This is a genomic window from Streptomyces sp. NPDC037242, from assembly GCF_055604165.1.
In genome coordinates this window covers 76551-96933 of sequence record NZ_JBVJUY010000003.1, presented here as the reverse complement: position 1 = coordinate 96933, position 20383 = coordinate 76551, and the positions used below count along the sequence as shown (strand labels likewise).

General features: G+C 72.4%; 23 protein-coding genes. 9 read left to right on the top strand and 14 right to left on the bottom strand.

Going from position 1 to position 20383, the window contains the following annotated elements:
- Nucleotides 1-20: 20 nt before the first annotated feature.
- A complete protein-coding gene (gene lnt, locus ACZ7GJ_RS05830; protein WP_470749827.1) occupies nt 21-1592 on the top strand; it encodes an apolipoprotein N-acyltransferase in 1572 nt (523 codons plus the stop codon).
- Here the strand turns inward: lnt and ACZ7GJ_RS05825 are convergent.
- On the bottom strand, nt 1537-2442 hold the full coding sequence (locus ACZ7GJ_RS05825; protein WP_470749825.1) for a Gfo/Idh/MocA family protein: 906 nt from the start codon (nt 2440-2442) through the stop codon (nt 1537-1539). The genes lnt and ACZ7GJ_RS05825 overlap by 56 nt on opposite strands.
- Nucleotides 2443-2526: 84 nt before the next feature.
- Here ACZ7GJ_RS05825 and ACZ7GJ_RS05820 point away from each other — a divergent pair, with 84 nt between their 5' ends.
- Both ACZ7GJ_RS05820 and ACZ7GJ_RS05815 read left to right on the top strand, forming a co-directional pair.
- Complete coding sequence (locus tag ACZ7GJ_RS05820) at nt 2527-3051, top strand: DinB family protein (protein ID WP_470749823.1); 525 nt, start codon at nt 2527-2529, stop codon at nt 3049-3051.
- Nucleotides 3052-3147: 96 nt separating this feature from the next.
- Nucleotides 3148-3714, top strand: a complete 567-nt coding sequence (locus ACZ7GJ_RS05815) for a hypothetical protein (protein ID WP_470749822.1) — start codon at nt 3148-3150, stop codon at nt 3712-3714.
- Nucleotides 3715-3733: 19 nt separating this feature from the next.
- On the opposite strand, the gene ACZ7GJ_RS05810 is transcribed toward ACZ7GJ_RS05815, so the two are convergent.
- The 7 genes from ACZ7GJ_RS05810 to ACZ7GJ_RS05780 form a co-directional block, all read right to left on the bottom strand.
- Nucleotides 3734-4315 carry a hypothetical protein gene (locus ACZ7GJ_RS05810; RefSeq protein WP_470749820.1) on the bottom strand — a complete coding sequence of 194 codons (582 nt, stop codon included), beginning with the start codon at nt 4313-4315 and terminating at the stop codon, nt 3734-3736.
- Nucleotides 4316-4362: 47 nt separating this feature from the next.
- On the bottom strand, nt 4363-5031 hold the full coding sequence (locus tag ACZ7GJ_RS05805) for a uracil-DNA glycosylase (RefSeq protein WP_365924347.1): 669 nt from the start codon (nt 5029-5031) through the stop codon (nt 4363-4365).
- A gap of 112 nt (nt 5032-5143) precedes the next feature.
- Nucleotides 5144-6727, bottom strand: a complete 1584-nt coding sequence (locus tag ACZ7GJ_RS05800) for an ABC transporter substrate-binding protein (RefSeq protein WP_470749818.1) — start codon at nt 6725-6727, stop codon at nt 5144-5146.
- 152 nt (nt 6728-6879) lie between these two features.
- A complete protein-coding gene (locus ACZ7GJ_RS05795; protein WP_470749816.1) occupies nt 6880-7650 on the bottom strand; it encodes an SDR family oxidoreductase in 771 nt (256 codons plus the stop codon).
- 28 nt (nt 7651-7678) lie between these two features.
- Nucleotides 7679-8440 (bottom strand): 3-oxoacyl-ACP reductase FabG, encoded by a 762-nt coding sequence (fabG, locus tag ACZ7GJ_RS05790; RefSeq protein ID WP_470749814.1) that lies wholly within the window; start codon nt 8438-8440, stop codon nt 7679-7681.
- 160 nt (nt 8441-8600) lie between these two features.
- Nucleotides 8601-8984 carry a DUF3037 domain-containing protein gene (locus ACZ7GJ_RS05785; RefSeq protein WP_470749812.1) on the bottom strand — a complete coding sequence of 128 codons (384 nt, stop codon included), beginning with the start codon at nt 8982-8984 and terminating at the stop codon, nt 8601-8603.
- On the bottom strand, nt 8981-9820 hold the full coding sequence (locus tag ACZ7GJ_RS05780; RefSeq protein WP_470749811.1) for a HipA family kinase: 840 nt from the start codon (nt 9818-9820) through the stop codon (nt 8981-8983). The genes ACZ7GJ_RS05785 and ACZ7GJ_RS05780 overlap by 4 nt, the downstream gene beginning before the upstream one ends.
- 142 nt (nt 9821-9962) lie before the next feature.
- On the opposite strand from ACZ7GJ_RS05780, the gene ACZ7GJ_RS05775 reads away from it, so the two are divergent.
- Nucleotides 9963-10724, top strand: a complete 762-nt coding sequence (locus ACZ7GJ_RS05775) for an NPP1 family protein (protein ID WP_470749809.1) — start codon at nt 9963-9965, stop codon at nt 10722-10724.
- A 14-nt stretch (nt 10725-10738) separates the two neighbouring features.
- On the opposite strand, the gene ACZ7GJ_RS05770 is transcribed toward ACZ7GJ_RS05775, so the two are convergent.
- On the bottom strand, nt 10739-11353 hold the full coding sequence (locus ACZ7GJ_RS05770) for a cysteine hydrolase family protein (protein WP_470749807.1): 615 nt from the start codon (nt 11351-11353) through the stop codon (nt 10739-10741).
- Nucleotides 11354-11429: 76 nt separating this feature from the next.
- Here ACZ7GJ_RS05770 and ACZ7GJ_RS05765 point away from each other — a divergent pair, with 76 nt between their 5' ends.
- A complete protein-coding gene (locus ACZ7GJ_RS05765; protein ID WP_470749805.1) occupies nt 11430-11903 on the top strand; it encodes a pyridoxamine 5'-phosphate oxidase family protein in 474 nt (157 codons plus the stop codon).
- 31 nt (nt 11904-11934) lie between these two features.
- Here ACZ7GJ_RS05765 and ACZ7GJ_RS05760 read toward each other — a convergent pair whose 3' ends face one another.
- On the bottom strand, nt 11935-12834 hold the full coding sequence (locus ACZ7GJ_RS05760) for a LysR substrate-binding domain-containing protein (RefSeq protein ID WP_470749803.1): 900 nt from the start codon (nt 12832-12834) through the stop codon (nt 11935-11937).
- A gap of 73 nt (nt 12835-12907) precedes the next feature.
- On the opposite strand from ACZ7GJ_RS05760, the gene ACZ7GJ_RS05755 reads away from it, so the two are divergent.
- Nucleotides 12908-13864 carry a DMT family transporter gene (locus ACZ7GJ_RS05755; protein WP_470749801.1) on the top strand — a complete coding sequence of 319 codons (957 nt, stop codon included), beginning with the start codon at nt 12908-12910 and terminating at the stop codon, nt 13862-13864.
- A 12-nt stretch (nt 13865-13876) separates the two neighbouring features.
- On the opposite strand, the gene ACZ7GJ_RS05750 is transcribed toward ACZ7GJ_RS05755, so the two are convergent.
- Entirely contained in the window at nt 13877-15217 is a 1341-nt protein-coding gene (locus ACZ7GJ_RS05750; protein ID WP_470749799.1) for an aminotransferase class I/II-fold pyridoxal phosphate-dependent enzyme, read from the bottom strand.
- 28 nt (nt 15218-15245) lie between these two features.
- On the opposite strand from ACZ7GJ_RS05750, the gene ACZ7GJ_RS05745 reads away from it, so the two are divergent.
- Nucleotides 15246-15953 (top strand): pyridoxamine 5'-phosphate oxidase family protein, encoded by a 708-nt coding sequence (locus ACZ7GJ_RS05745; protein ID WP_470749797.1) that lies wholly within the window; start codon nt 15246-15248, stop codon nt 15951-15953.
- Here ACZ7GJ_RS05745 and ACZ7GJ_RS05740 read toward each other — a convergent pair.
- Entirely contained in the window at nt 15935-16909 is a 975-nt protein-coding gene (locus ACZ7GJ_RS05740) for a DMT family transporter (RefSeq protein ID WP_470749795.1), read from the bottom strand. The genes ACZ7GJ_RS05745 and ACZ7GJ_RS05740 overlap by 19 nt on opposite strands.
- Nucleotides 16910-17077: 168 nt before the next feature.
- Complete coding sequence (locus ACZ7GJ_RS05735) at nt 17078-18034, bottom strand: EamA family transporter (RefSeq protein WP_470749793.1); 957 nt, start codon at nt 18032-18034, stop codon at nt 17078-17080.
- 171 nt (nt 18035-18205) lie between these two features.
- Between ACZ7GJ_RS05735 and ACZ7GJ_RS05730 the strand changes: the two genes are divergently transcribed.
- The gene (locus tag ACZ7GJ_RS05730) at nt 18206-18634 is read left to right on the top strand and encodes a type II toxin-antitoxin system Rv0910 family toxin (RefSeq protein ID WP_470749791.1); all 429 of its coding nucleotides are present in this window, start codon (nt 18206-18208) and stop codon (nt 18632-18634) included.
- A 113-nt stretch (nt 18635-18747) separates the two neighbouring features.
- On the opposite strand, the gene ACZ7GJ_RS05725 is transcribed toward ACZ7GJ_RS05730, so the two are convergent.
- On the bottom strand, nt 18748-19347 hold the full coding sequence (locus ACZ7GJ_RS05725) for a PadR family transcriptional regulator (protein WP_470749789.1): 600 nt from the start codon (nt 19345-19347) through the stop codon (nt 18748-18750).
- Nucleotides 19348-19549: 202 nt separating this feature from the next.
- Here ACZ7GJ_RS05725 and ACZ7GJ_RS05720 point away from each other — a divergent pair, with 202 nt between their 5' ends.
- Nucleotides 19550-20383 carry a PhzF family phenazine biosynthesis protein gene (locus ACZ7GJ_RS05720; RefSeq protein WP_470749788.1) on the top strand — a complete coding sequence of 278 codons (834 nt, stop codon included), beginning with the start codon at nt 19550-19552 and terminating at the stop codon, nt 20381-20383.

The following is a 20383-nucleotide window of genomic DNA, read 5'->3' as shown; positions in this document are numbered from 1 at the left end:
ACTGGAAGCGGAGGCGCGTCATGGTCCCGATGCCCGACCGGTGGTGGCGTGCGGCTGCCGCGGTGGCCGCCGGGGCGCTGCCGTGCCTCGCCTTCCCCGCCCCCGCACTCTGGTGGTTCGCGTACGTCGCCCTCGTGCCCTGGATGCTGCTGCTGAGGTCCGCCCCCACCGGGCGGCGCGCGGCTCTGGAGGGCTGGCTGGGCGGCGCCGGTTTCATCCTGGCCGTGCACCACTGGCTGCTGCCGAGCCTGCATGTGTTCCTGCTGCCGCTGGCCGCGCTGCTGGGGCTGCTGTGGATCCCCTGGGCGCTGCTGGTGCGGCAGTTGCTCGGCGGGACCCGTGCCTCGGCCTCAACCTCTGCGTCGACCTCGGGCGTACGGCCCTGGGCCGCGCTGGTCCTCGTACCGTCGGGGTGGCTGCTGTGCGAACTGGCCCGGTCCTGGCAGGGGCTCGGCGGGCCGTGGGGGCTGCTCGGGGCCAGCCAGTGGCAGGTCCCGCCCGCGCTGCGGCTGGCTTCGGTGGGCGGGGTGTGGCTGGTGAGCCTGCTGGTGGTGGCGGTGAACTGCGCGCTGGTCCTGCTGATCGCGGTGCCGGGGGCGCGGGCCCCCGCGGTGGCCGGGGTGACGGGCTGCGCGGTGCTGACCGGGGTGGTGTGGCTGTGGGCGGCGCGCCCGGAGGAGTCGGGCGGGCTGCGCGTGGCCGTCGTACAGGCGGGCATGGTGGCGGACGGTCCGACCAGCGCGGAGCGGCGGTTCGCGACCGAGGAGCGCCTCACCCGGGACCTGGCCGGGCAGCGGGTCGACCTGGTGGTGTGGGGCGAGAGCAGCGTCGGCGGGGACCTGGCCGCGCGCCCGGACCTGGCCGGCCGGCTGGCGGCCCTGTCCTCGCAGGTCGGGGCTCCACTGCTGGTCAACGTGGACGCGCACCGCTCGGAGCGCCCCGGCATCTACAAGTCCGCGGTGCTCGTCGGTCCCGGGGGCCCCACGGGCGAGCGGTACGACAAGATGCGCCTGGTCCCGTTCGGCGAGTACATACCGGCCCGTGCCGTGCTCGGCTGGGTCACCTCGGTCGGCAAGGCGGCCGGCGAGGACCGCATGCGCGGCTCGGCCCCGGTGGTCATGGACCTCCCCGGGGGCGTCCGCCTCGGCCCGCTGGTGTGCTTCGAGTCGGCCTTCCCCGACATGAGCCGGCGCCTCGCACGCGACGGCGCCGCCCTGCTCGTCGCCCAATCGGCCACCTCCAGTTTCCAAGGCAGCTGGGCCCCCGCGCAGCACGCCTCGCTGGCCGCGCTGCGCGCCGCCGAGACCGGCCGCCCCGTGGTGCACGCCACGCTCACGGGCATCAGCGCGGTGCACGGCCCGTCCGGCGGTCGGATCGGCCCTGCGCTGGCGACCTCGGCGAGCGCGGCCCAGGTGTACGAGGTGCCGCTCGCCCGCGGCACGACGCTCTACGTCCGCTTCGGGGACTGGCCGGTGGGCGCGGCGCTGGCCGCCCTGGCCGCGTACTGCGTGGTGCGGGGCGCCCGTTCGCCCGTACTCAGGAGGCCTGCTCCAGAGCCGAGCGCACCACCCGCTCGCACAGCTCGTGGGTGAGCAGCGCGTCCCGGGCGCTGACCGCCTTGCCCGCCTCCACGGCTTCGAGGAAGGCGTCCACGACCTGCTCGATGCCGCGCTGGCGGGCGACCGGCACCCAGTCCCCGCGCCGCCGCACGGTGGGCTGGCCCCGGTGGTCGACGATCTCGGCGAGGTTGACGACCTGCCGCTTGGTGTCCTGGCCCGAGACCTCAAGGACCTCTTCGGTGGAGCCGGACCGCCGGTTCATGATGCCGAGGGCGGTGAAGCCGGGGCCCGACATCTGGAGCATCACCTGATGCATCAGCCCCTCGCGCACCACTGCCCGTACGTCGATGTGGTCGGCCTCGCCGGGCAGCAGGAAGCGCAGGGTGTCGACGACGTGGATGAAGTCGTCCAGGACGAAGGTCCGCGGGTCCTCGGGCAGTCCGACGCGGTTCTTCTGCATGACGATCAGCTCGCGCGGGTGCTGCGCGCACTGCGCGTAGCCGGGCGCGTGGCGGCGGTTGAAGCCGACGGCCAGCGGGACCCCGAGCTCCTCGGCGCGCTCCACCAGCCTCGCCGAGTCCGCGAACTCGTAGGCGAGCGGCTTGTCCACGTACGTCGGCACGCCCGCCTCCAGCAGCCGCTCCACGATCTCGGGGTGGACGGCGGTCGGGGCGTGCACGAACGCGGCGTCGAGCCCCTGCGCGAGCAGCGCGTCGAGGTCGGTGTGCAGGCGCCCGGCCGGGACGTGGTGGAGCGCGCCGACCCGTTCCAGCGTGGCGGGGGTACGGGTCTGCAGGTGCAGCTCGATCCCCGGGCGCGTGGTGAGGACGGGCAGGTACGCCTTCTGCGCGATGTCGCCGAGTCCGATACAGCCGACCTTCACCGGGAGCCTCCAGGTTCGTTCCTCGTGGGACTTGCGCAGCCTAATCGCTGGTGGCGGTGCGTGCGTTCGACCAAGATGTCGACCATGACCATCAGCGCTGGATCCGACCGCAACGAGCCCTCCACCACCGCGAACGAGCGGGACATGCTGGACGGTTGGCTCGACTACCACCGTGCCACCCTCGCCTGGAAGTGCGAGGGCCTCCAGGACGAAGAGCTGCGGCTGGCCCCGCTCGATCCTTCCGAACTGAGCCTGCTGGGCCTGGTCCGGCACATGGCGGAGGTGGAGCGCTACTGGTTCCGGGAGATCATGCTGGGCGAGGAGCTCCCCGAGCTGTACTGCACCGAGGAGGACCCGGACGGGGACTTCCACTTCACCGGGAAGGACACCTGGGCCCAGGCCGAGCAGGTGTGGCAGACCGAGGTCGGGCTGGCCCGGCAGGCCGCCGCCGGCCGTTCCCTGGACCTGCTCTCGGACGCCGGGAGCCACCACCGCGGCGAGGTGTTCAGCCTGCGCTGGGTCTACACCCACATGATCGAGGAGTACGCGCGCCACAACGGCCACGCGGACCTGCTCCGGGAGCGGATAGACGGCTCCACGGGCGACTGACCGTCCCGCCCGGCGGGCGACCAGCCGTCACCCGTGCGGGGTGAATATCGGCTGCGGGTTTTCGCAACGGGGTCCTCGCCCAGCAGAGTTGCGCGAGTGCATCCAACCCGAACCACGACAAAGCTCCTGCTCACGGTCGCCTGCGCCGTCTCGGCCGTTTCCGGCTGTGTGAACGTGACCCCCGCCCCGATGCAGCCGGCGGGCGCCCCCAGCACCCCGGGGGCGCCGCCGCAGCACGCGCCGCGCGGCGGTCCTGGGGCCGCGCCGGTGGTCGTCGAGGCGCCCGCCTTGGAGGCGTTGAAGGCGCTGCCGGGGCAGGCCGCGCGGCCGGCCCCGTCGGCCGCGGCCGCCCGGCGGTCCGCGGCGCGCGGCGCCGCGGCGGACGAGGCGGTCCCGGAGTCCGCGGCGGTCGGCCCTCCGGTCCTGGACATCCCGGAGCCCCATGCCCCCGCCGAACGGGCCGGCCACGGCCACGGCGACGGCGACGGGCGTCCCGGCGGCCGCCCGCCGCACCAGCAGCGGCCGGACGCCCAGGTGCCGCGCCAGCTGGTGCGGGAGCTGCCGGTGCGGCCGGCCGACGTGTGCGCGCTGGGCCGCCGGCACGGGCGCTGGCACCCGGACAGCCCGGAGGCCCGCATCTGCGCGGGCGTCCACGGCGGCTGAGGCCGCGTCCCGGATCCCGCTACGGGTGCTGCTCCGGGAACGGCCTGGGCCCCTCGCCCGGTTCCGCCGCGAGCCGCCGCTCCAGCCGGGCGATGGCGGCCCGTACGCCGTTCCCGTACCCGTCGTCGCCCAGCGCGCCGGTGGCCGCCCGGGCCCGCGCCAGGTGGACGCGGGCCGCCTCGGGCCGCCGTAGCTTCACGTAGTCGGCGGCCAGGCTCAGGTGCAGCGACGGGTAGAAGACCCGTACGGCCTGGTCGGGGCCGCTGCGGCCGTCCTCGGCCGGGACGCCCCCGGCGGGCCGCTGCGCGGGCCCTTCGGCGGCGGTGAGGGCCCGCAGGTCCCAGGCGAGTTCGTCGGCGGGGTCGTCCTGGGCGTCGGCCAGGTAGTGCGCGAGCGTGCACCGGTGGAGGGAGTCGCCCTCCTCGCCGATCTCGGACCAGATCTCGCCGAGCCGGTTGCGGGCCTCCTCGCGGTCCCCTGCGTGCAGCAGGATGACCGCTTGGCCGATCCTGGTCATGACGGCGTCCTCCGACGCCTCCTGCTGCTCGGTCAACGTGGCCTCCGGCTTGCTCTGCCAGACCTGCCGCGGTCTGATCGTCATGACGCTAGCCGGAGGCACCGGCAATGGCGCCGAGGCGCGGTGGGGCGTCAGCCCAGGTCCGGGATCCGCCAGTCGATCGGCTCATGGCCCTGTGCGGCCACGGCCTCGTTGATCTGCGTGAAGGGCCGGGAGCCGAAGAACTTCTTGGCCGACAGCGGGGAGGGGTGGGCGCCCTTGACGACCGCGTGCCGCTCCTCGTCGATCAGGGGGAGCTTCTTCTGGGCGTAGGCGCCCCAGAGGACGAAGACGGCCGGGTCGGGGCGCTCGGCCACGGCACGGATGACCGCGTCGGTGAACTTCTCCCAGCCCTTGCCCTTGTGCGAGTTGGGCTCGGCCTCGCGGACGGTGAGCACCGCGTTGAGCAGCAGGACGCCCTGCTCGGCCCACGGCATCAGATAGCCGTTGTCCGGGATGGGCGTGCCCAGCTCGGCCTGCATCTCCTTGTAGATGTTGCGCAGCGAGGGCGGGGTCTTGACCCCGGGCTGCACGGAGAAGCACAGGCCGTGGCCCTGGCCGGCGCCGTGGTACGGGTCCTGGCCGAGGACCAGCACCTTCACCTGGTCGAACGGCGTGGCCTCCAGGGCCGCGAAGACCTGCTCGCGGGGCGGGTAGACCGGCCCGTTCGCCCGCTCCTTCTCGACGAACTCGGTGAGCTCTTTGAAGTAGGGCTGGTCCAGCTCCCCGCCGAGGACGGGGAGCCAGGACTCGGGCAGCATCTGGGTCACGTCTACAACCTCCGGTACAAGTTCACGCGACTGCGTCGTACAACGCTTCAGAACTTACCGGGGGCCACTGACAACACTCCGCGCGAGTGTGCCGCCGGGGCGGCTACCAGCTGGTCTTGCGGTACAGCTCCCACATCTGCATGACCGTCTGCGGGTCGAGCGCCCGCTCGGCGCCCGCGATGTCCTCGCGTGCGGCGACGTACAGCTTGCCCTGCCACAGCGGCAGCAGCCGCACGTCCTGGGCGAAGATCTGCTGGGCCTGCTCGAACTCGTGGACGCCGGCCGACCGGTCGCTCTCGCGGCGGGACTTGGGCAGCAGGGTCTTGAGGATCTCGGCGGGCTCGTACGGGGTGCCGACCGCGTTCTCCTTGCCGACGAACGGCGCGATGAAGTTGTCCGGGTCCGGGAAGTCGGGGAACCAGCCGCGGCCGAAGACCGGGTACTCGCCGTTCTTGTAGCCGACCTGGAAGGTCTTCCAGGGCTGGCCGCGCAGGTTGACCTTGAAGAGGTTGCTGGCTTCCAGCTGCCGCTTGATCTCGGTGAACTCGTCGGCGGTGGAGGCACCGTAGCGGTCGGTGGTGTACCAGAAGGTCAGCTCCACCTGCTGGGTGATCCCGGCGTCCTTGAGGATCTTCCTGGCCTTCTCGACGTCCGCGTGGCCGTACACGTCGTAGAAGGGCGTCTTGTGGCCGACGACGCCCTTGGGGACCATCGAGTACAGCGGCTCGGCGGTGCCCTGGTAGACCTTGGAGACGATCTCCCCGCGGTCGATGACCTGGGCGATGGCCTGGCGCACCGCGGGCTTGGCGACCTGCGGGTCCTTCGGGTTGAAGACCAGGTAGCGGATCTCCGCGCCGACGTTCTCGACGACCTGGACGCCCGCGTTGTGCGACTCGGGGCTCTGCAGGTCCTTGATCTGCGTGGCGGAGAGTCCTCGGTAGGTCGCGTCGATCTCCTTGCCCTTGAGCGCCGAGATCATCTTCGCGGAGTCCGTGAAGTAACGGATGGTGACGCCGTCGTTGCGGCGGTTCGCGAAGCCCGTGTAGCCGCCGTTGCGGGTCAGGACGGCCTGGGAGCCCTCCTTGTAGGACTCCAGCACGTACGGGCCGGAGCCGGTGACCTTGCCGTCCTCGCGCAGCTTGTCGGCCGGGTAGTCCTTGGGCGCGACCAGCGAGGCGGCGGGCGATCCGAGGACGTACGGGAAGGTCGCGTCCGAGGTGTTCAGGTGGAAGACGACCGTCAGCGGGTCCGGAGTCTCGATCTTGTCCAGGCTGCCGAACAGGCCCTTGGGGCCGTTCTTGGAGTCGATGGTCCGGATCCGGTCGAGGGAGTGCTTGACCGCCTTGGCGTCGAGCGGCTCGCCGTTGGAGAACTTCAGCCCCTTGCGCAGGACGCACCGGTACGACTCGCTCGCGGCGTCCGTGAACTCGCAGTTCTGCGCGGCGTCCGGCTGGGGCTTGGTGGAGCCCGTGGGGAAGGCCAGCAGGGTCTGGTAGATGTTCCGGTAGAGCTCCCAGGAGCCGTCCCAGGCATCGGCGGGATCGAGGGTGGTCGGCGTGCTGGTCGTGCCCACGACGACCCGCTTCGCATCGTCGCCACCGTCGTCCGAGAGCAGTCCGCATCCGGCGAGCAGGGATATGGACGCAAGGGCCGCAGAGACCTGCAGGCATCTGGTCCGGTTGAACACGTGCACGCTCCTCGATCAGCCAGGGGTGCGGCAGACCCTACCGCAGTGCCCCACAAATCCAATGGGCAGGTTTCGTGGGGCACTTGACCGGTTCCGTGCATATTCGGTATGCATTTGACCGCCTTTCGGCGCCAAATCCGTCCGATTATCGGTCAGTGCACTCCGGCATTGAGGAACATTCCCCCGTCAACGACCAGAGTTTGTCCAGTGATCCATTCCGCTTGTGCAGATGTAAGAAAAGCGGCGGCCCCTCCGATGTCCTCCGGGACCCCGAGCCGGCCGAGCGGATAGGCGGCCGCGGCCTCCTGCTCCCGGCCCTCGTACAGCGCCTGGGCGAACTTGGTCTTGACCACCGCGGGGGCGATCGCGTTGACCCGGACACCCGGTGCCATCTCGTGGGCGAGCTGGAGGGTGAGATTGACCATGGCGGCCTTGCTCATCCCGTACGCGCCGATGAAGGGCGAGGCGGAGACGCCCGCGATGGAGGCGATGTTCACGATCGCGCCGCCGTTGTCCTTCTGCCAGGCGTGCCAGGTCCGCTGGGCGAAGCCGAGCGCCGAGATCACATTGGTCTCGAACACCTTGCGCGCGACCCCGAGGTCCAGATCCGCGATCGGACCGAAGACCGGATTGGTGCCCGCGTTGTTCACCAGGAAGTCCAGACGCCCGAAGGCCTCCATCGTGCGCTCCACGGCGACGGCCTGGTGGGCCTCGTCGTGCGCCTTGCCGGCCACGCCGATGACCCGGTCCGCGCCGAGCCGCTCGACGGCCTCCTTGAGGGCCTCCTCGTTGCGCCCGGTGATGCAGACCCGGTCGCCCCTGGCGACCAGCGCCTCGGCGATGCCGTAGCCGATGCCCCTGCTCGCGCCGGTGATCAGCGCGACCTTGCCGCTGTCGATGCCGTTTTCCCTGTCGTCCGTCATCAGGTACGCCCTGCCTCTCGTGAGCTCGTCAGTTGAGCGGGCCGCCGGCCACGTACATGACCTGGCCCGAGACGAAGCCGGCGGCCTCGCCCGTGAAGAACGCGATGGCGTTGGCGATGTCGTCCGGTCGGCCGACGCGCTGCACGGGGATCTGGGTCGCGGCGGCGGCCTGGAAGTCCTCGAAGCCCATGCCCACGCGGGCGGCCGTCTGGGCGGTCATCTCGGTGACGATGAAGCCGGGGGCGACGGCGTTCGCGGTGACGCCGAACTTGCCGAGCTCGATGGCCAGGGTCTTCGTCAGGCCCTGGAGACCGGCCTTGGCGGCGGAGTAGTTGGCCTGGCCGCGGTTGCCGAGCGCGGAGCTGCTGGAGAGGTTCACGATGCGGCCGAACTTGGCCTCCACCATGTACTTCTGGCAGGCCTTGGACATCAGGAACGCACCGCGCAGGTGCACGTTCATGACCATGTCCCAGTCGTTGTCGCTCATCTTGAAGAGGAGGTTGTCGCGCAGCACGCCCGCGTTGTTGATCAGGATGGTCGGGGCGCCGAGCTCCTGGGCCACGCGCGCGACGGCCGCCTCCACCTGCGCGCTGTCGGAGACGTCGCAGCCGACCGCGAGGGCCTTGCCGCCGGCCGCCGTGATCGCCTCCACGGTGTCCTTGCAGGCCGCCTCGTCGAGGTCGAGTACGGCGACCGCCCGGCCTTCGGCGGCCAGGCGTACGGCGGTGGCCGCGCCGATGCCCCGGGCCGCCCCGGTCACGATCGCGACGCGCTGCTCGGTGGTGGACATGCTGGATCTCCTCGCCCTTGAGAAACGGCCACCCAGAGGTGAGCAACCGCTTAGTAGCTTCAGCTGAGGAGACGCTAGGAGCCCTGGCACCCGGTGTCAACGGGGGCCGGATCCGGCCCCGCCGACCTTCGAGGCGGCCCCGTGCCCGTCCGCGCCCGCGTCAGCGGACCAGCAGGTCCAGCAGCCGCTCCACCTCGGCGGCGGGATCGGCCGTCAGGCCGGTGTGCACCGGCCCCGGCTGCACCACCGTGCTGCGCGGCGCGATCAGCCACCGGAACCGCCGCCCGGGGTCGTCGCCCGCGGCCTGGCCCGCCTGCTCACCGCCGGTGCACACGCCCTCCACCGCGCGCAGGGCCGCCCGTACGCCGGCCACATCGGCCTTCGGGTCCAGCGCGAGGAGCTTGGCCTCGTCGAGGTGGGTGCGCGCGGCCACGTAGGAGTGCGCGCGGCAGTAGACGATCACGCCGGCGTTGAAACACTCCCCGCGCTCCATCCGGGGCACCACGCGCACCAGTGCGTATTCGAACACGTCCCGCTCGGTCACTCGCTGCCGCTCTTCTTCTGGTGGGGCTGGGGGGCGAGACGCTCGGCGAGCCAGCCGGGCGGACCCGAGCGGGGCTTCACCTCGGCCTCCATCGAGATCCTCTCGTGGATCGTGGCCGCGCGCGGCAGCAGCACCTCCACGTAGGCGCGGCGCACCGCGTCGGTGGAGTCGAAGCCGGGCTCGTCGACCAGCCACTCGTCGGGGACGTCGGCGGCCACCTCGGTCAGCAGTTCCTCGGTGACGAGGGGGGCCAGCGCCGCGGCGGCGGCGGCGATGTCCGGGCCGACGGGGGCCAGGACGTGGTCGGAGGCGTTGTACGGCTTGGCCGCGGCGGCCCCGGCGGTGGGCCAGTTGTGGTGCCAGATCATGGTGGCGCCGTGGTCGATGAGCCAGGCGTCGCCGTGCCAGACCAGCATGTTCGGGTTGCGCCAGGAGCGGTCGACGTTGTTGATCAGCGCGTCGAACCAGACCACGCGCCCCGCCTCGACGGGGTCCACCTGGTACGCCAGCGGGTCGAAGCCGATCGAGCCGGGCAGGTAGTCCATCCCGAGGTTGAGCCCGCCGCTCGCCTTGAGCAGTTCCTGGACCTCCTGGTCGGGCTCGCCGAGCCCGATCACGGGGTCGAGCTGCATCTGCACCAGCCGCGGGACACGCAGTCCCAGCCGCTGGGCGAGGCGCCCGCAAATGACCTCGGCGACCAGGGTCTTGCGCCCCTGGCCCGCGCCGGTGAATTTCATGACGTATGTACCGAGATCGTCGGCCTCGACGATGCCCGGGAGCGAGCCGCCCTCACGCAGGGGCGTGACATAGCGGGTCGCGATCACTTCTGTGAGCATCGCCCCAGGCTATCCGGCGGCCCGTCCGCAGGATCCGAGGCGCCGCCGTCCGGGGACCGGGCCCGGTCCCTTGACCTGCCGACTCGGCCGCCAGTTGAATGTGCGCGCAACCGGAACTCACCCCCAGAGAGCTGGACTTGGCATGCGCAGAACATTCATCTCGGCCCTTGCGAGCACCCTCGGCGCCGCTGCCCTGGTCGTGGCGCTGCCGACCGGGGCGAGCGCCAACGTCCTGCGGCTCCTGCCCCAGAACGCCAACGGCCTGGAGCAGACCTTCTCCCCCGCCTACGACTACGACGGGGACGGCTGCTACGCCACCGCCGCCATCGGCGCCGACGGCGCCCTCAACCCGGGCCTGCGGCTGGGCGGGGCCGTGAACGGCCACTGCCACGACCCGGCCCAACTGGCCAACGCCAACACGTACTCGCGCCAGAAGTGCAACAACGGCTGGTGCGCGGTGATGTACGCCAGCTACTTCGAGAAGGACCAGGCCACCCTGGGCCCCGCGGCCATCGGGCACACCCACGACTGGGAACACGTCGTCGTGTGGATCAACAACGACCAGGTCCGGTACGTCTCGGTGTCCCAGCACAGCAGCTACCAGGTGGCCGCCGCCGCCTCGGTGCGCTTCGACGGAACCCACCCGAAGATCGTCTACCACAAGGACGGCGCCTCGACCCACGCCTTCCGCTTCGCCAACACCAACGACGAACCGCCGGAGAACGCCACCCGCGGCTGGTTCTTCCCGCGCCTCGTGGGCTGGGAGGGCTACCCGGCCGGCTTCCGGGACAAGCTCATGAACGCCAACTTCGGCGCGGCCACGATCAAGATCAAGGACGGGTCGTTCAACGACCACCTCGCCCGCTCCATGCCCGCCGGGATCGCCTTCGACCCCCGCGCCTGAGCACCCGCACCCGTTCAGCGCGCGGGAGCCCACTGCCCGATGAGGTCCTGCGCCGTCGTGATCGTCGCGACCAGGGCGAGCGAGTTGCGGATCACCTCGGCGGTACAGGAGGCGGGCACCCCGGCGATCGCGTCGGACGGGACCACGACCCGGTAGCCGAGGTTCACGGCGTCGAAGACGGTGTTGGGTATCGCGATGTTCGAGGAGACGCCGGTGACGACGAGGGTACGGATGCCCAGGTTGCGCAGCAGGGCGTCCAGGTCGGTGCCTGCCATCGGCGACAGCCCGTGCAGCCGGCGCACCACCAGGTCCTGCTCGGCGACGGCGATGGGTGGCGCGACCTGCACCGCCCGGCTGCCGGACAACTGGCGCACCGGCAGCCGCCCGGCGGCCCGGAACAGCCGCGCGTTGGAATTGGCCCCCAGCCCGTCCGGCCGCCGCTCGGCCACCGCGTGCAGTACCTGTACGCCGGCCCCGTGCGCGGCGTCGACCAGCGCGGCCACCCGGCCGAGCATGCCGGAGTCCTGCGCCTCCTTCGCCAGCTCGGGCAGCGCGCTCTCCTCTCCGACGACGCCGTTCTGGCACTCGACGGTGAGGAGCGCGGTGGTGGCGGGATCGAATTCGGGCATGGCTCCCCCTGGCGTGGCGACGGAAGAGCCTTCATGATTCCTGACACACAGTCAGATGTGAAGGGGCGCGGGAGCGATGGACGAGACACGCTCGGACAGCACACAGCGGCGGGGCCGCCGCATCATGATGACCGACGCAGAAGTGGACGCCTTCCTGCGCGAACAGCGCACCTGCCGGGTGGCCACCGTCTCCCCGGACGGCCGCCCGCACGTGGGGGCGCTCTGGTTCGCCTGGGACGGCACCTCGCTGTGGCTGTACTCGATCACGCGCAGCCGGCGCTGGTCCGACCTGCGCAAGGACCCGCGCATCTCGGTGGTGGTGGACTCCGGCGAGGCGTACGACGAACTGCGCGGGGTGGAACTGTCCGGCAGCGCCGTCTTCGTGGGCGAGGCCCCGCGCACCGGTGAGCCGTGCCCGGAACTGGCCGAGGCGGAACGGATCTTCCCCGTCAAGAACTTCGGCATCGAGGAGATGCCGCACGACGGCCGGCACGCCTGGATCCGGCTCACCCCGGATTCCGTCGTCTCCTGGGACTTCCGCAAGATCTAGGGGGGTGTCTGGCGCCGCGGCCGGCTCGGCCTCACCTCCTCGCGGCCACCTGCCGCAGGGAGTCGACGGCGGCCCGGATCGAGGGCCGCCGGTCGGCGTCCGCGCGCCAGACGGCGTACACATGGCGGCGTACGGTGTCGGCGACCGGCAGCAGCCGGACCCCCGGGGGCACCGGCCCGCGCCCCAGACGGGGTGTCACGCACACGCCCAGCCCGGCCTCGACGAAGGCCAGTTGGGTGTGGTGCTCCTCGGCGATGTGCGCGATGCGGGGCTCGACGCCGGTGCCGCGCAGCGTGTACACCAGCCACTCGTGGCAGAACTGCCCCTCGTTCCAGGAGATCCAGTCGTCGTCGGCGAACTGGGCGAGGGAGACCTCGCCGCGCCCGGCGAGCGCATGGCCGGCCGGCACCGCGATGTCGACGGAGTCGTCGAGCAGATGGGTGCGGGTGAGCTCGGCCGGCACCGGCATCCGCTTGTTGTGCCAGTCGATGGCCAGAGCCAGGTCGAGGTCCCCTCGGACGACCGCGGCCATGCTCTCCTCGGGCTCCTGCTCCCTGACCCGGGCCCGCAGTTCGGGGTGTTCCACGCGCAGCGAGGCCAGCACCTCGGGCAGCAGCCCGCGCATGGCGGTCGGGAAGGCGCCGATGCGCAGTTCCCCCACCGCGCAACCGCGCTGGGCCTCGACGTCCGCCTGGGCGAGCTCCACCTGGGAGATGATCCGCGCCGCGTGATCGGCGAGCAGCCGCCCCGCGTCGGTGAGGCGGACCCCGCGCCCGTTCTTGGCCAGCAGCGGCTGGCCGACCTCGCGCTCCAGCTTCGCCATCTGCTGGGACACGGCGGAGGTGGTGACGTGCAGCCCGTCGGCCGCGCCGCTCACCGAGCCGTGGCGGGCGAGGGCGTCGAGGGTGCGGAGCCGCTCCAGGTTCAACATGTAAGTGATGCTACGTCTTCAGCGTCAAGAAATCTCGCTTGTCCTACGAGGTTGAAGCCTAGAGAGTTGGACCATGAGCGCACCCGCCACGCCCCGGCCCACCACCCTCCTCTCCCCGCCGACGACCGCACCGCCCCGGACCGCCGGCCGGCTGGACTGGCGGGTGCGCTTCGCGATCCTCTCGGTGATCTGGGGCTTCAGCTTCCTGCTGATCAAGGTGGGTACGGAGGCGTACGCGCCCTTCCAGGTCGCCCTCGGCCGGGTCTTCTTCGGCGCGCTCGCCCTGCTGACGGTCATGCTGCTCCGCCGCGAACCGCTCCCCCGGGGCCGGCGCACCTGGGCCCACCTGACCGTCGCGGCGCTCCTGCTCAACGCGGCCCCGTTCTCCCTCTTCGCGTACGCCGAGCTGAGCATCCCCTCCAGCCTGGCGGGGATCTGCAACGCCACGTCGCCGCTGTGGGGCATGGCCCTCTCGCTGGTGGCCCTGTCCGAGGACCGCCCGACGCGCCGCCGCTTCGCCGGTCTGGGCCTGGGCTTCCTCGGGGTGCTCACCGTCCTCGGCGCCTGGCAGGGCTTCGCGGGAGTCGACGCCAAGGGCACCGCGCTCGCCCTGCTGGCCTCCCTCTGCTACCCGATCGGCTGGATCTACGTCCGCCGCACCCTGGCGTCCGTGCCGGGCTCCCCGGTCGCCCTGACCGGAGCCCAGCTCCTGATCGCCACGCTGCAACTCGCCGCGGTCAGCGCACTGTTCACCAGCGCCCCGACGTCGTTCCCGCTGTGGCCGACGCTGTCGGTCGTCGCCCTGGGCGCCCTCGGCACGGGTATGGCGCTGCAGATGCAGTACGGCCTGGTCTCGGAGGTCGGCCCGACGACCGCCCAGATGGTCACCTACTTCATCCCGGTCATCGCGACCACGGCGGGCGTCCTGCTGCTGGGCGAACAGCTCCACTGGAACACCCCGGTCGGCGCAGTGATCGTCCTGGTGGGAGCGGCCCTCACACAGGCCCGCCCCACCGCACGAAAGCACTAGCCAAGCCCCGCCTCAGCCGAAGCGGCCGCCCCCCACCGGGCGGACCGCCGCCGCCACGGCGGCGGCGAGGCCCGGCACCTCCGCGGGTGACAGCGAGGACACCGTCATACGGACCCCCGGGCCCGCCTCCACCCGGAAGCGGCTGCCCGGGGCCACCGCCCAGCCGGCGCCCATCATCCGCGTCACCACGGCCGTCTCGTCGGCCACCGGCACCCACACGTTCATGCCGCTGCGCCCGTGCGCCCGTACGCCCTGCTCCGCCAGCGCCGCGACCAGACCGTCCCGCCGCTGCGCGTAGGACCGCGCCACCGCCACCCGGTCCACGGCGCCGGAGTTCCACAGTTCCACCATCGTGTACTGGAGCAGCCGGCTCACCCACCCCGCGCCCAGCCGCTGCCGACCGCGCAGCCGGTCCAGCGTGACCGCGTCCCCGGTCAGCACCGCCAGCCGCAGGTCCGGGCCGTACGCCTTCGCCGTCGAGCGGACCACCGCCCAGTGCCGGGTCACACCGCCCAGGGCGTGCAGCGGGACGTCCACGATGCCGTGGGCGTGGTCGTCGCTGATGACCAGCACCTCCGGGTACCCGGCCAGCAGCGCCCGCAGCTCCTGCGCGCGGGCCCCGCTCACCGCCGCGCCCGTCGGGTTCTGCGCCCGCGCCGTCACGATCAGCGCCCGCGCCCCCGCCTCCAGCGCCCGCGCCACCGCTTCGGGCACCGGCCCGTCGTCGTCCACCGCCACCGGCAGCGCGCGCAGACCCAGCGCCGGCACCAGGTCCAGCACCCCGCCCCAGCCCGGGTCCTCCAGCGCCACCCCGTCCCCGGGCCGCAGGTGCGCGACCAGCACCCGCTCGATCCCGTCGAGCGCGCCCGAGGTCACGGCCACCGGCCCGGCGGGCACCCCGTCGGCGTCCAGATCGGCCCGGGCCAGGCGCGCCAGCTCCGGGGCGACGGGGTCGTCACCGTAGAGGGTCGGCGCCTGCGCGTACCGCCGGGCCGCCCCCGCCAGCGCCGCGTCCAGTGCGGGCAGCAGCCGTACGTCCGGATTGCCCGCCGCGATGTCGCGCACCCCCGCGGGCACGGCGATGCGCAGCTCGTCGCGGGGCGCGCTCGCCGGCCGGGCGCGCACCCGGCTGCCGCGCCGCCCGTCGGTCTCGATGACCCCTCGCTCGCGCAGCGACCGGTACGCGGCGGCCACGGTGTTCGGGTTCACCCCCAGCACACCGGCCAGCTCCCGCATCGGCGGCAGCACGACTCCCGGCGGCAGGGCACCCGAGCCCACGCCTGCCTCGACACTGGCCGCGATCTCGGATGCGCGCCGTCCTGTGATCCGATACTCTCCTAGCACAAACCACATTATGCACTAGTGCAATGGAGTCCGCACCATGAGCGCCACGATCGCAACGGAGACGACCGAGTCGGCCCCCTCGCCGGAGCCGAGCGACCGGTACGCCCCCACCGACCGCACCGTTCCCAGCCGCTCCCGGGACCGCGCGCGCTACGACCGCGAGACGGTGCACTCGATACTCGACCAGGCCTACATCTGCCACCTCGGCTTCGTCCGCGACGGCGCCCCGGTGGTCCTGCCGACCCTCTTCGGCCGAGTCGGCGAGAGCCTCTACATCCACGGCTCCACCGGCTCGCGCCCGCTCCTCGCCGCCGGCAAGGCCGACCCGGGCCTGCCCGTCTGCGTGACGGTGACCCACGTCGACGGCCTGGTGCTGGCCCGCTCGGCCTTCCACCACTCGCTGAACTACCGCTCGGTGGTCGTCCACGGCACCGCGTACCAGGTCACCGACGAGGAGGAGTGCCGGCTGGCGCTCGACGCCCTGGTCGACCACGTCGTACCGGGCCGCTCCGCGGACTGCCGGCCCACCAACGCCAAGGAGCTCGCCGCCACCGCCGTGATCCGCCTGGACCTCACCGAGGTGTCCGCGAAGCTGCGTACGGGCGGGCCGAACGACGATGCCGAGGACCTGGGCCTGCCCTTCTGGTCGGGCGTGGTCCCGGTCGCACCGGCCTACGGGACCCCGATTCCCTCCGCCGACCTGGCCCCCGGCATCACCGCACCGGCCTACCTCGCGGCGCTCTGAGCGACCGGGGCGGGCCGGACCACCGGCCCGCCCGCGGGCCGCCGCGCCTCCGCCGCGATCAGCGCACCCACCGCCGTCAGCAGCAGTACGGTGCCCAGCACCACGGCGCCGGTCAGCCGCTCCCCGAGCAGCAGGACGGCGATCACCGCCGCGCTGACCGGCTCGATCAGCATGATCACCGACACGGTCGCGGCCCGCACCGCCGCGGCCCCGGTGAAGTAGAGCGCGTACGCGAGCGCCGTCGGCACGATCGCCACGTACACCAGGAGCCAGAACACCCGCGCGGGCTGCCCGGTGTGCGGCAGCGCCCCCTCCAGCACCGCGAGCGGCAGCAGGCTCACCGTGCCCACCGCGACCGACCAGGCGGTGGTGACCAGCGGATCGCCGCCGGCCCCGCGCCGCCCGAGCGCGCGGGCCCGCAGGGTCATCGCCGCGTACCCGGCCGCCGACAGCAGCGCCCAGCCGACGCCGAGCGGCCGCACCTCGCCGCCCCCGCCGCCCAGGACGAGCACGGCCAGCCCGGCCAGCGCCCCGGCGACGGCGGCCACGCCGCCCTTCCCGAGCCGCTCGCCCATCCAGTGCCGCGCGCCGAGCGCGATCAGTACGGGTCCGGCGCCGAGCGTGACCACGGTCCCCACGGCCAGGCCGGTCTCCCGCACGGCCCCGAAGTACGCGGCCTGGAAGAGCGTGAACAGCAGCCCCGTACCGATCAGGGACGGCACCGAGGGCCGCCCGCCCGCGCCGGCCCGCGCACCCCGGCCGCCCCGGCGGCGTACGGCGAGCACGGCGAGCAGCACCGCGAGCCCGCCCGCGCACCGCCAGAAGGACAGTGCGAGCGGACCGAGGTCACTGGCCAGGAAGAGCAGGGAGGCGGCCGCCCCGGCGGTGCCCCAGGCAGCTCCGGCAACGACGAGGTACAGCAGGTTGCGCCCGGAAGCGGGCGAATGGTTCGACACGAGAGATCTCCGCGCATGCGTGAAATGAAGGACGGGGGAAGCCGGTCATCACTTCGCGGGCAGCGCGGACCCGCCCGGGAACACCCGGGCCGGGTCACTTGCGAAAAAGGCGGCCGCCCGCGCTAGGCGGCGGGAGGCGGAAGCACGGTCGAAAGCATGATCGGCAGCCTAGGCCCTTGCCGTCTCGCGGTCCAGTGCGGCCGGATCCGCCGCCCCCGGCGGGGTCGGCCGGGAGGTCTGTGCGACGAAGGCCCCGCCCAGCACCAGCGCGCCGCCGACGATCTGCGGGGTGGAGAGGTGCTCGCCGAGGAGCACCCATGCCAGCACGGTCGCGACGACCGCCTCCAGGCAGGCCACCACGCCGGCGATCTGCGGCGAGAGCTTGCGGACGGACACCACGCCCGTCAGGTACGCGAACACGGTCGCGATCAGCACCACCCAGCCCAGCAGGAGGGGCGCCGGCAGGGTCAGGTCGCCGACGGCAGCGTCGGAGCCCAGGATCTGCCAGTCGATCCGCCAGGGTCGGGCGATCACGGTCATCACCACGGCGCCGACGATCATTCCGTACGCGATCACGCCCAGCGGGTCGGGCGCGTCGTCCCCGTCGGCGCCCTGGTCGGCGAAGACGAAGTAGAACGCCTGGCAGCAGGCCGCGGCGACACCGAGCAGCACGCCGAGCGGGTCCAGGCTCAGCCCGGACCAGATCTCGACCACACAGGCCAGGCCGACGACGGCCAGGGCCGCCCCGGCCGCGGCCGCCCGGGTCACCGGCTTGCGCTGCACGAAGCGGATCCACCCGAGCAGCAGCGACGGGCCGAGGTACTCCAGCAGCAGCGCCACGCCCACCGGGATCCGGGACAGGGAAGCGAAGTAGAAGGCCTGCACACCGGCCACCGCGACGAGGCCGAAGCCGGCGAGCAGCAGCGGCTTGCGGCGTACGAGATCACGGTGGCGCCAGGCCAGCGGGGACAGCACGAGCGCCGCCCCGGCCACCCTGAGCCACACCATGTGCAGCGGGTCCAGACCCGCCTCGATCAGCGGCTTCGCCGCGACCCCCGAACCACCGAACGCGACTGCCGAAATGAGGGCGAGGCCCAGTCCGGCGTTCTTCCCTGACGCTTGCATCCGGACATCATGACAGGGCCCGTCAGGACCAACACGTACGTGACGCCTGTTGAGACGCACCCGATACCCGGCGTGACCGGGCCTTCGATATCTGACAGGTCGTCAGTCTTGAATGTTCCGACCGCCGGGACTACCTTCCGCCGCACGTACCTGACGAGAAGGGGTGGTCGCATGGCTGAAGTCACCGCGGAATCACGCATCGAGGCGCCCGCCGCCAAGCTGTGGGCCCAGCTGACGGACTGGGACGCGTACGGCCAGTGGAGCATGACCCACACCAACTTCCCCAAGGGCGGTCCCGAGACCCTCGCGGTCGGGTCCAGCTTCGCCGAGAACATGAAGATGATGGGTTTCCCGGCCGAGGTCGTGTGGACCGTCTCGGAGCTGGAGGACGAGCGCGTCTTCGCCATCACCGGCAAGGGCCCGATGGGCGTGGCCGTCCTGACCCGCTACACCCTGGTCCCGGACGGCGGGGCCACCACGGTCCGCATCGACGGCGAGTTCACGGGGGCCGCCGTCTCCCTGATGGCGGGCAAGCTCAAGGACTCGGCGACGGCCGCGCTGAACGAGTCGCTGCGCAAGCTCGCCGGCCTAGTGGCCTGACCCCGGCCCGGACTCCCGGCACGTCATCGCGTACGACAGCGCGCCCCGCGAGAGGAGTCGCGGGGCGCGCTGCTGCGCTGTCGCGCAGTGGGCGGGTGGGGGTCCGGCCGGACTCAGTGCTCGTCGGCCAGGATCAGGTAGAGCTTCTTGCGGGCGTCGTTGACGACGGCGAGGGCCTTCTCCCGCTGCGCGGGGGTGCCGGTCTTGAAGACCTGACCGAAGGCCTCCATCAGACCGAAGCCGGCCGTCCGGATCTCGTTCATCGCCTCGAAGTCGAAGCCGCGCCCGGCCTCCGCCCAGGGGGCGTCCGGGCCCGACTCGGCCTCCGTGCGGCCGGCGTCGGTGAGCGTGAACAGCTTCTTGCCGCCCTCGCTCTCGCTGGTGATGAGCCCCTCGTCCTCAAGCAGCTGCAGGGTCGGGTAGACCGACCCCGGGCTGGGCTTCCAGGCCCCGCCACTGCGCTCGCCGATCTCCTGGATCATCTCGTAGCCGTGCATCGGCCGGTCGGCGAGCAGCGCCAGGATCGAGGCGCGCACATCCCCCCGCCGGGCCCGGCCGCGCGGTCCGCCGCGCCCGCCCCGCCCGCCGAAGGGCCCGCCGCCGAAGGGCGGCCCGAACGGCCCGAAGGCGGCACGCCGCCCCGCGAACTCCTCCCGACGCTCCGGCCCGCAGTGGCCGTGGCCCCGTCCGTGTTCGTGTCCGTGTGAACGCATGACTGCGCTCCTTTCGTCATTCGTCTTCGTGTCATCGGTGTTCCGATGCCTCAACTATCGTTGACCCATCGCGATGCGTCAACGATATATCGGAAACTTCTTCAACGAACACACCCGCCGTGCTGCTGACCTGCGGACGACCAGTCCAGTCACCCCGGATTGGCCTTGGCCGCGCTCGCGGGACCGGCCTACGGTCGATGACATGCGCATCAGAATCGTCGACGCCTTCACCGACCGCCCGTTCCGCGGAAACCCCGCCGGAGTCCTGCTCCTCGACGACGGGTTCCCCTCCGACACCTGGCTCCAGCAGGTCGCCGCCGAGGTCAATCTCTCCGAGACGGCCTTCGCCCACCCACTGCCGCCCGGCGGGGACGCGGACTGGGCGCTGCGCTGGTTCACCCCGGCCGGCGAGGTCGACATGTGCGGACACGCCACCCTCGCCACCGCCCACGTCCTCGGCGTACACGGCTCCGCTTCGGGCGGCCCCCTCACCGGGCCGATCCGCTTCGCCGCGCGCTGCGGCATCCTCACGACCGAATCGGCCGCGGACGGCGCGATCACCATGGACTTCCCGACGTCCTCACTGACGCCGGTCCCGCCGGTTCCCGAGGTGGAGGACGCCCTGGGCGTACCGGTCAAGTCGGTGCACGACACCTCGGCCCACATCGGCGACGTGGTCGTCGAGCTGGCCGACGAGCAGTCCGTACGCGAGCTCTCGCCCGACCTGAACGCCCTGCGCGGCTACGGCCGGCGAGGGATCATCGTCACCGCGGCCTCCGAGGACCCCTCGCGCGGGTACGACTTCGTCTCCCGCGGCTTCTTCCCCGCCTTCGGCATCGACGAGGACCCGGTCACGGGCAGCGCCCACACCGCACTGGCCCCCTTCTGGGCCCAGCGCCTGGGCCGCGACGACCTGGTCGGCCTCCAGGGCGGAGCCCGCCAGGGCCTGGTCAGGGTGCGCCTCGCGGGCGACCGTACGCTGCTGACCGGCCACGCCGTCACCGTCATCGACGGCGAGCTGCTGGCCACTGCCTGA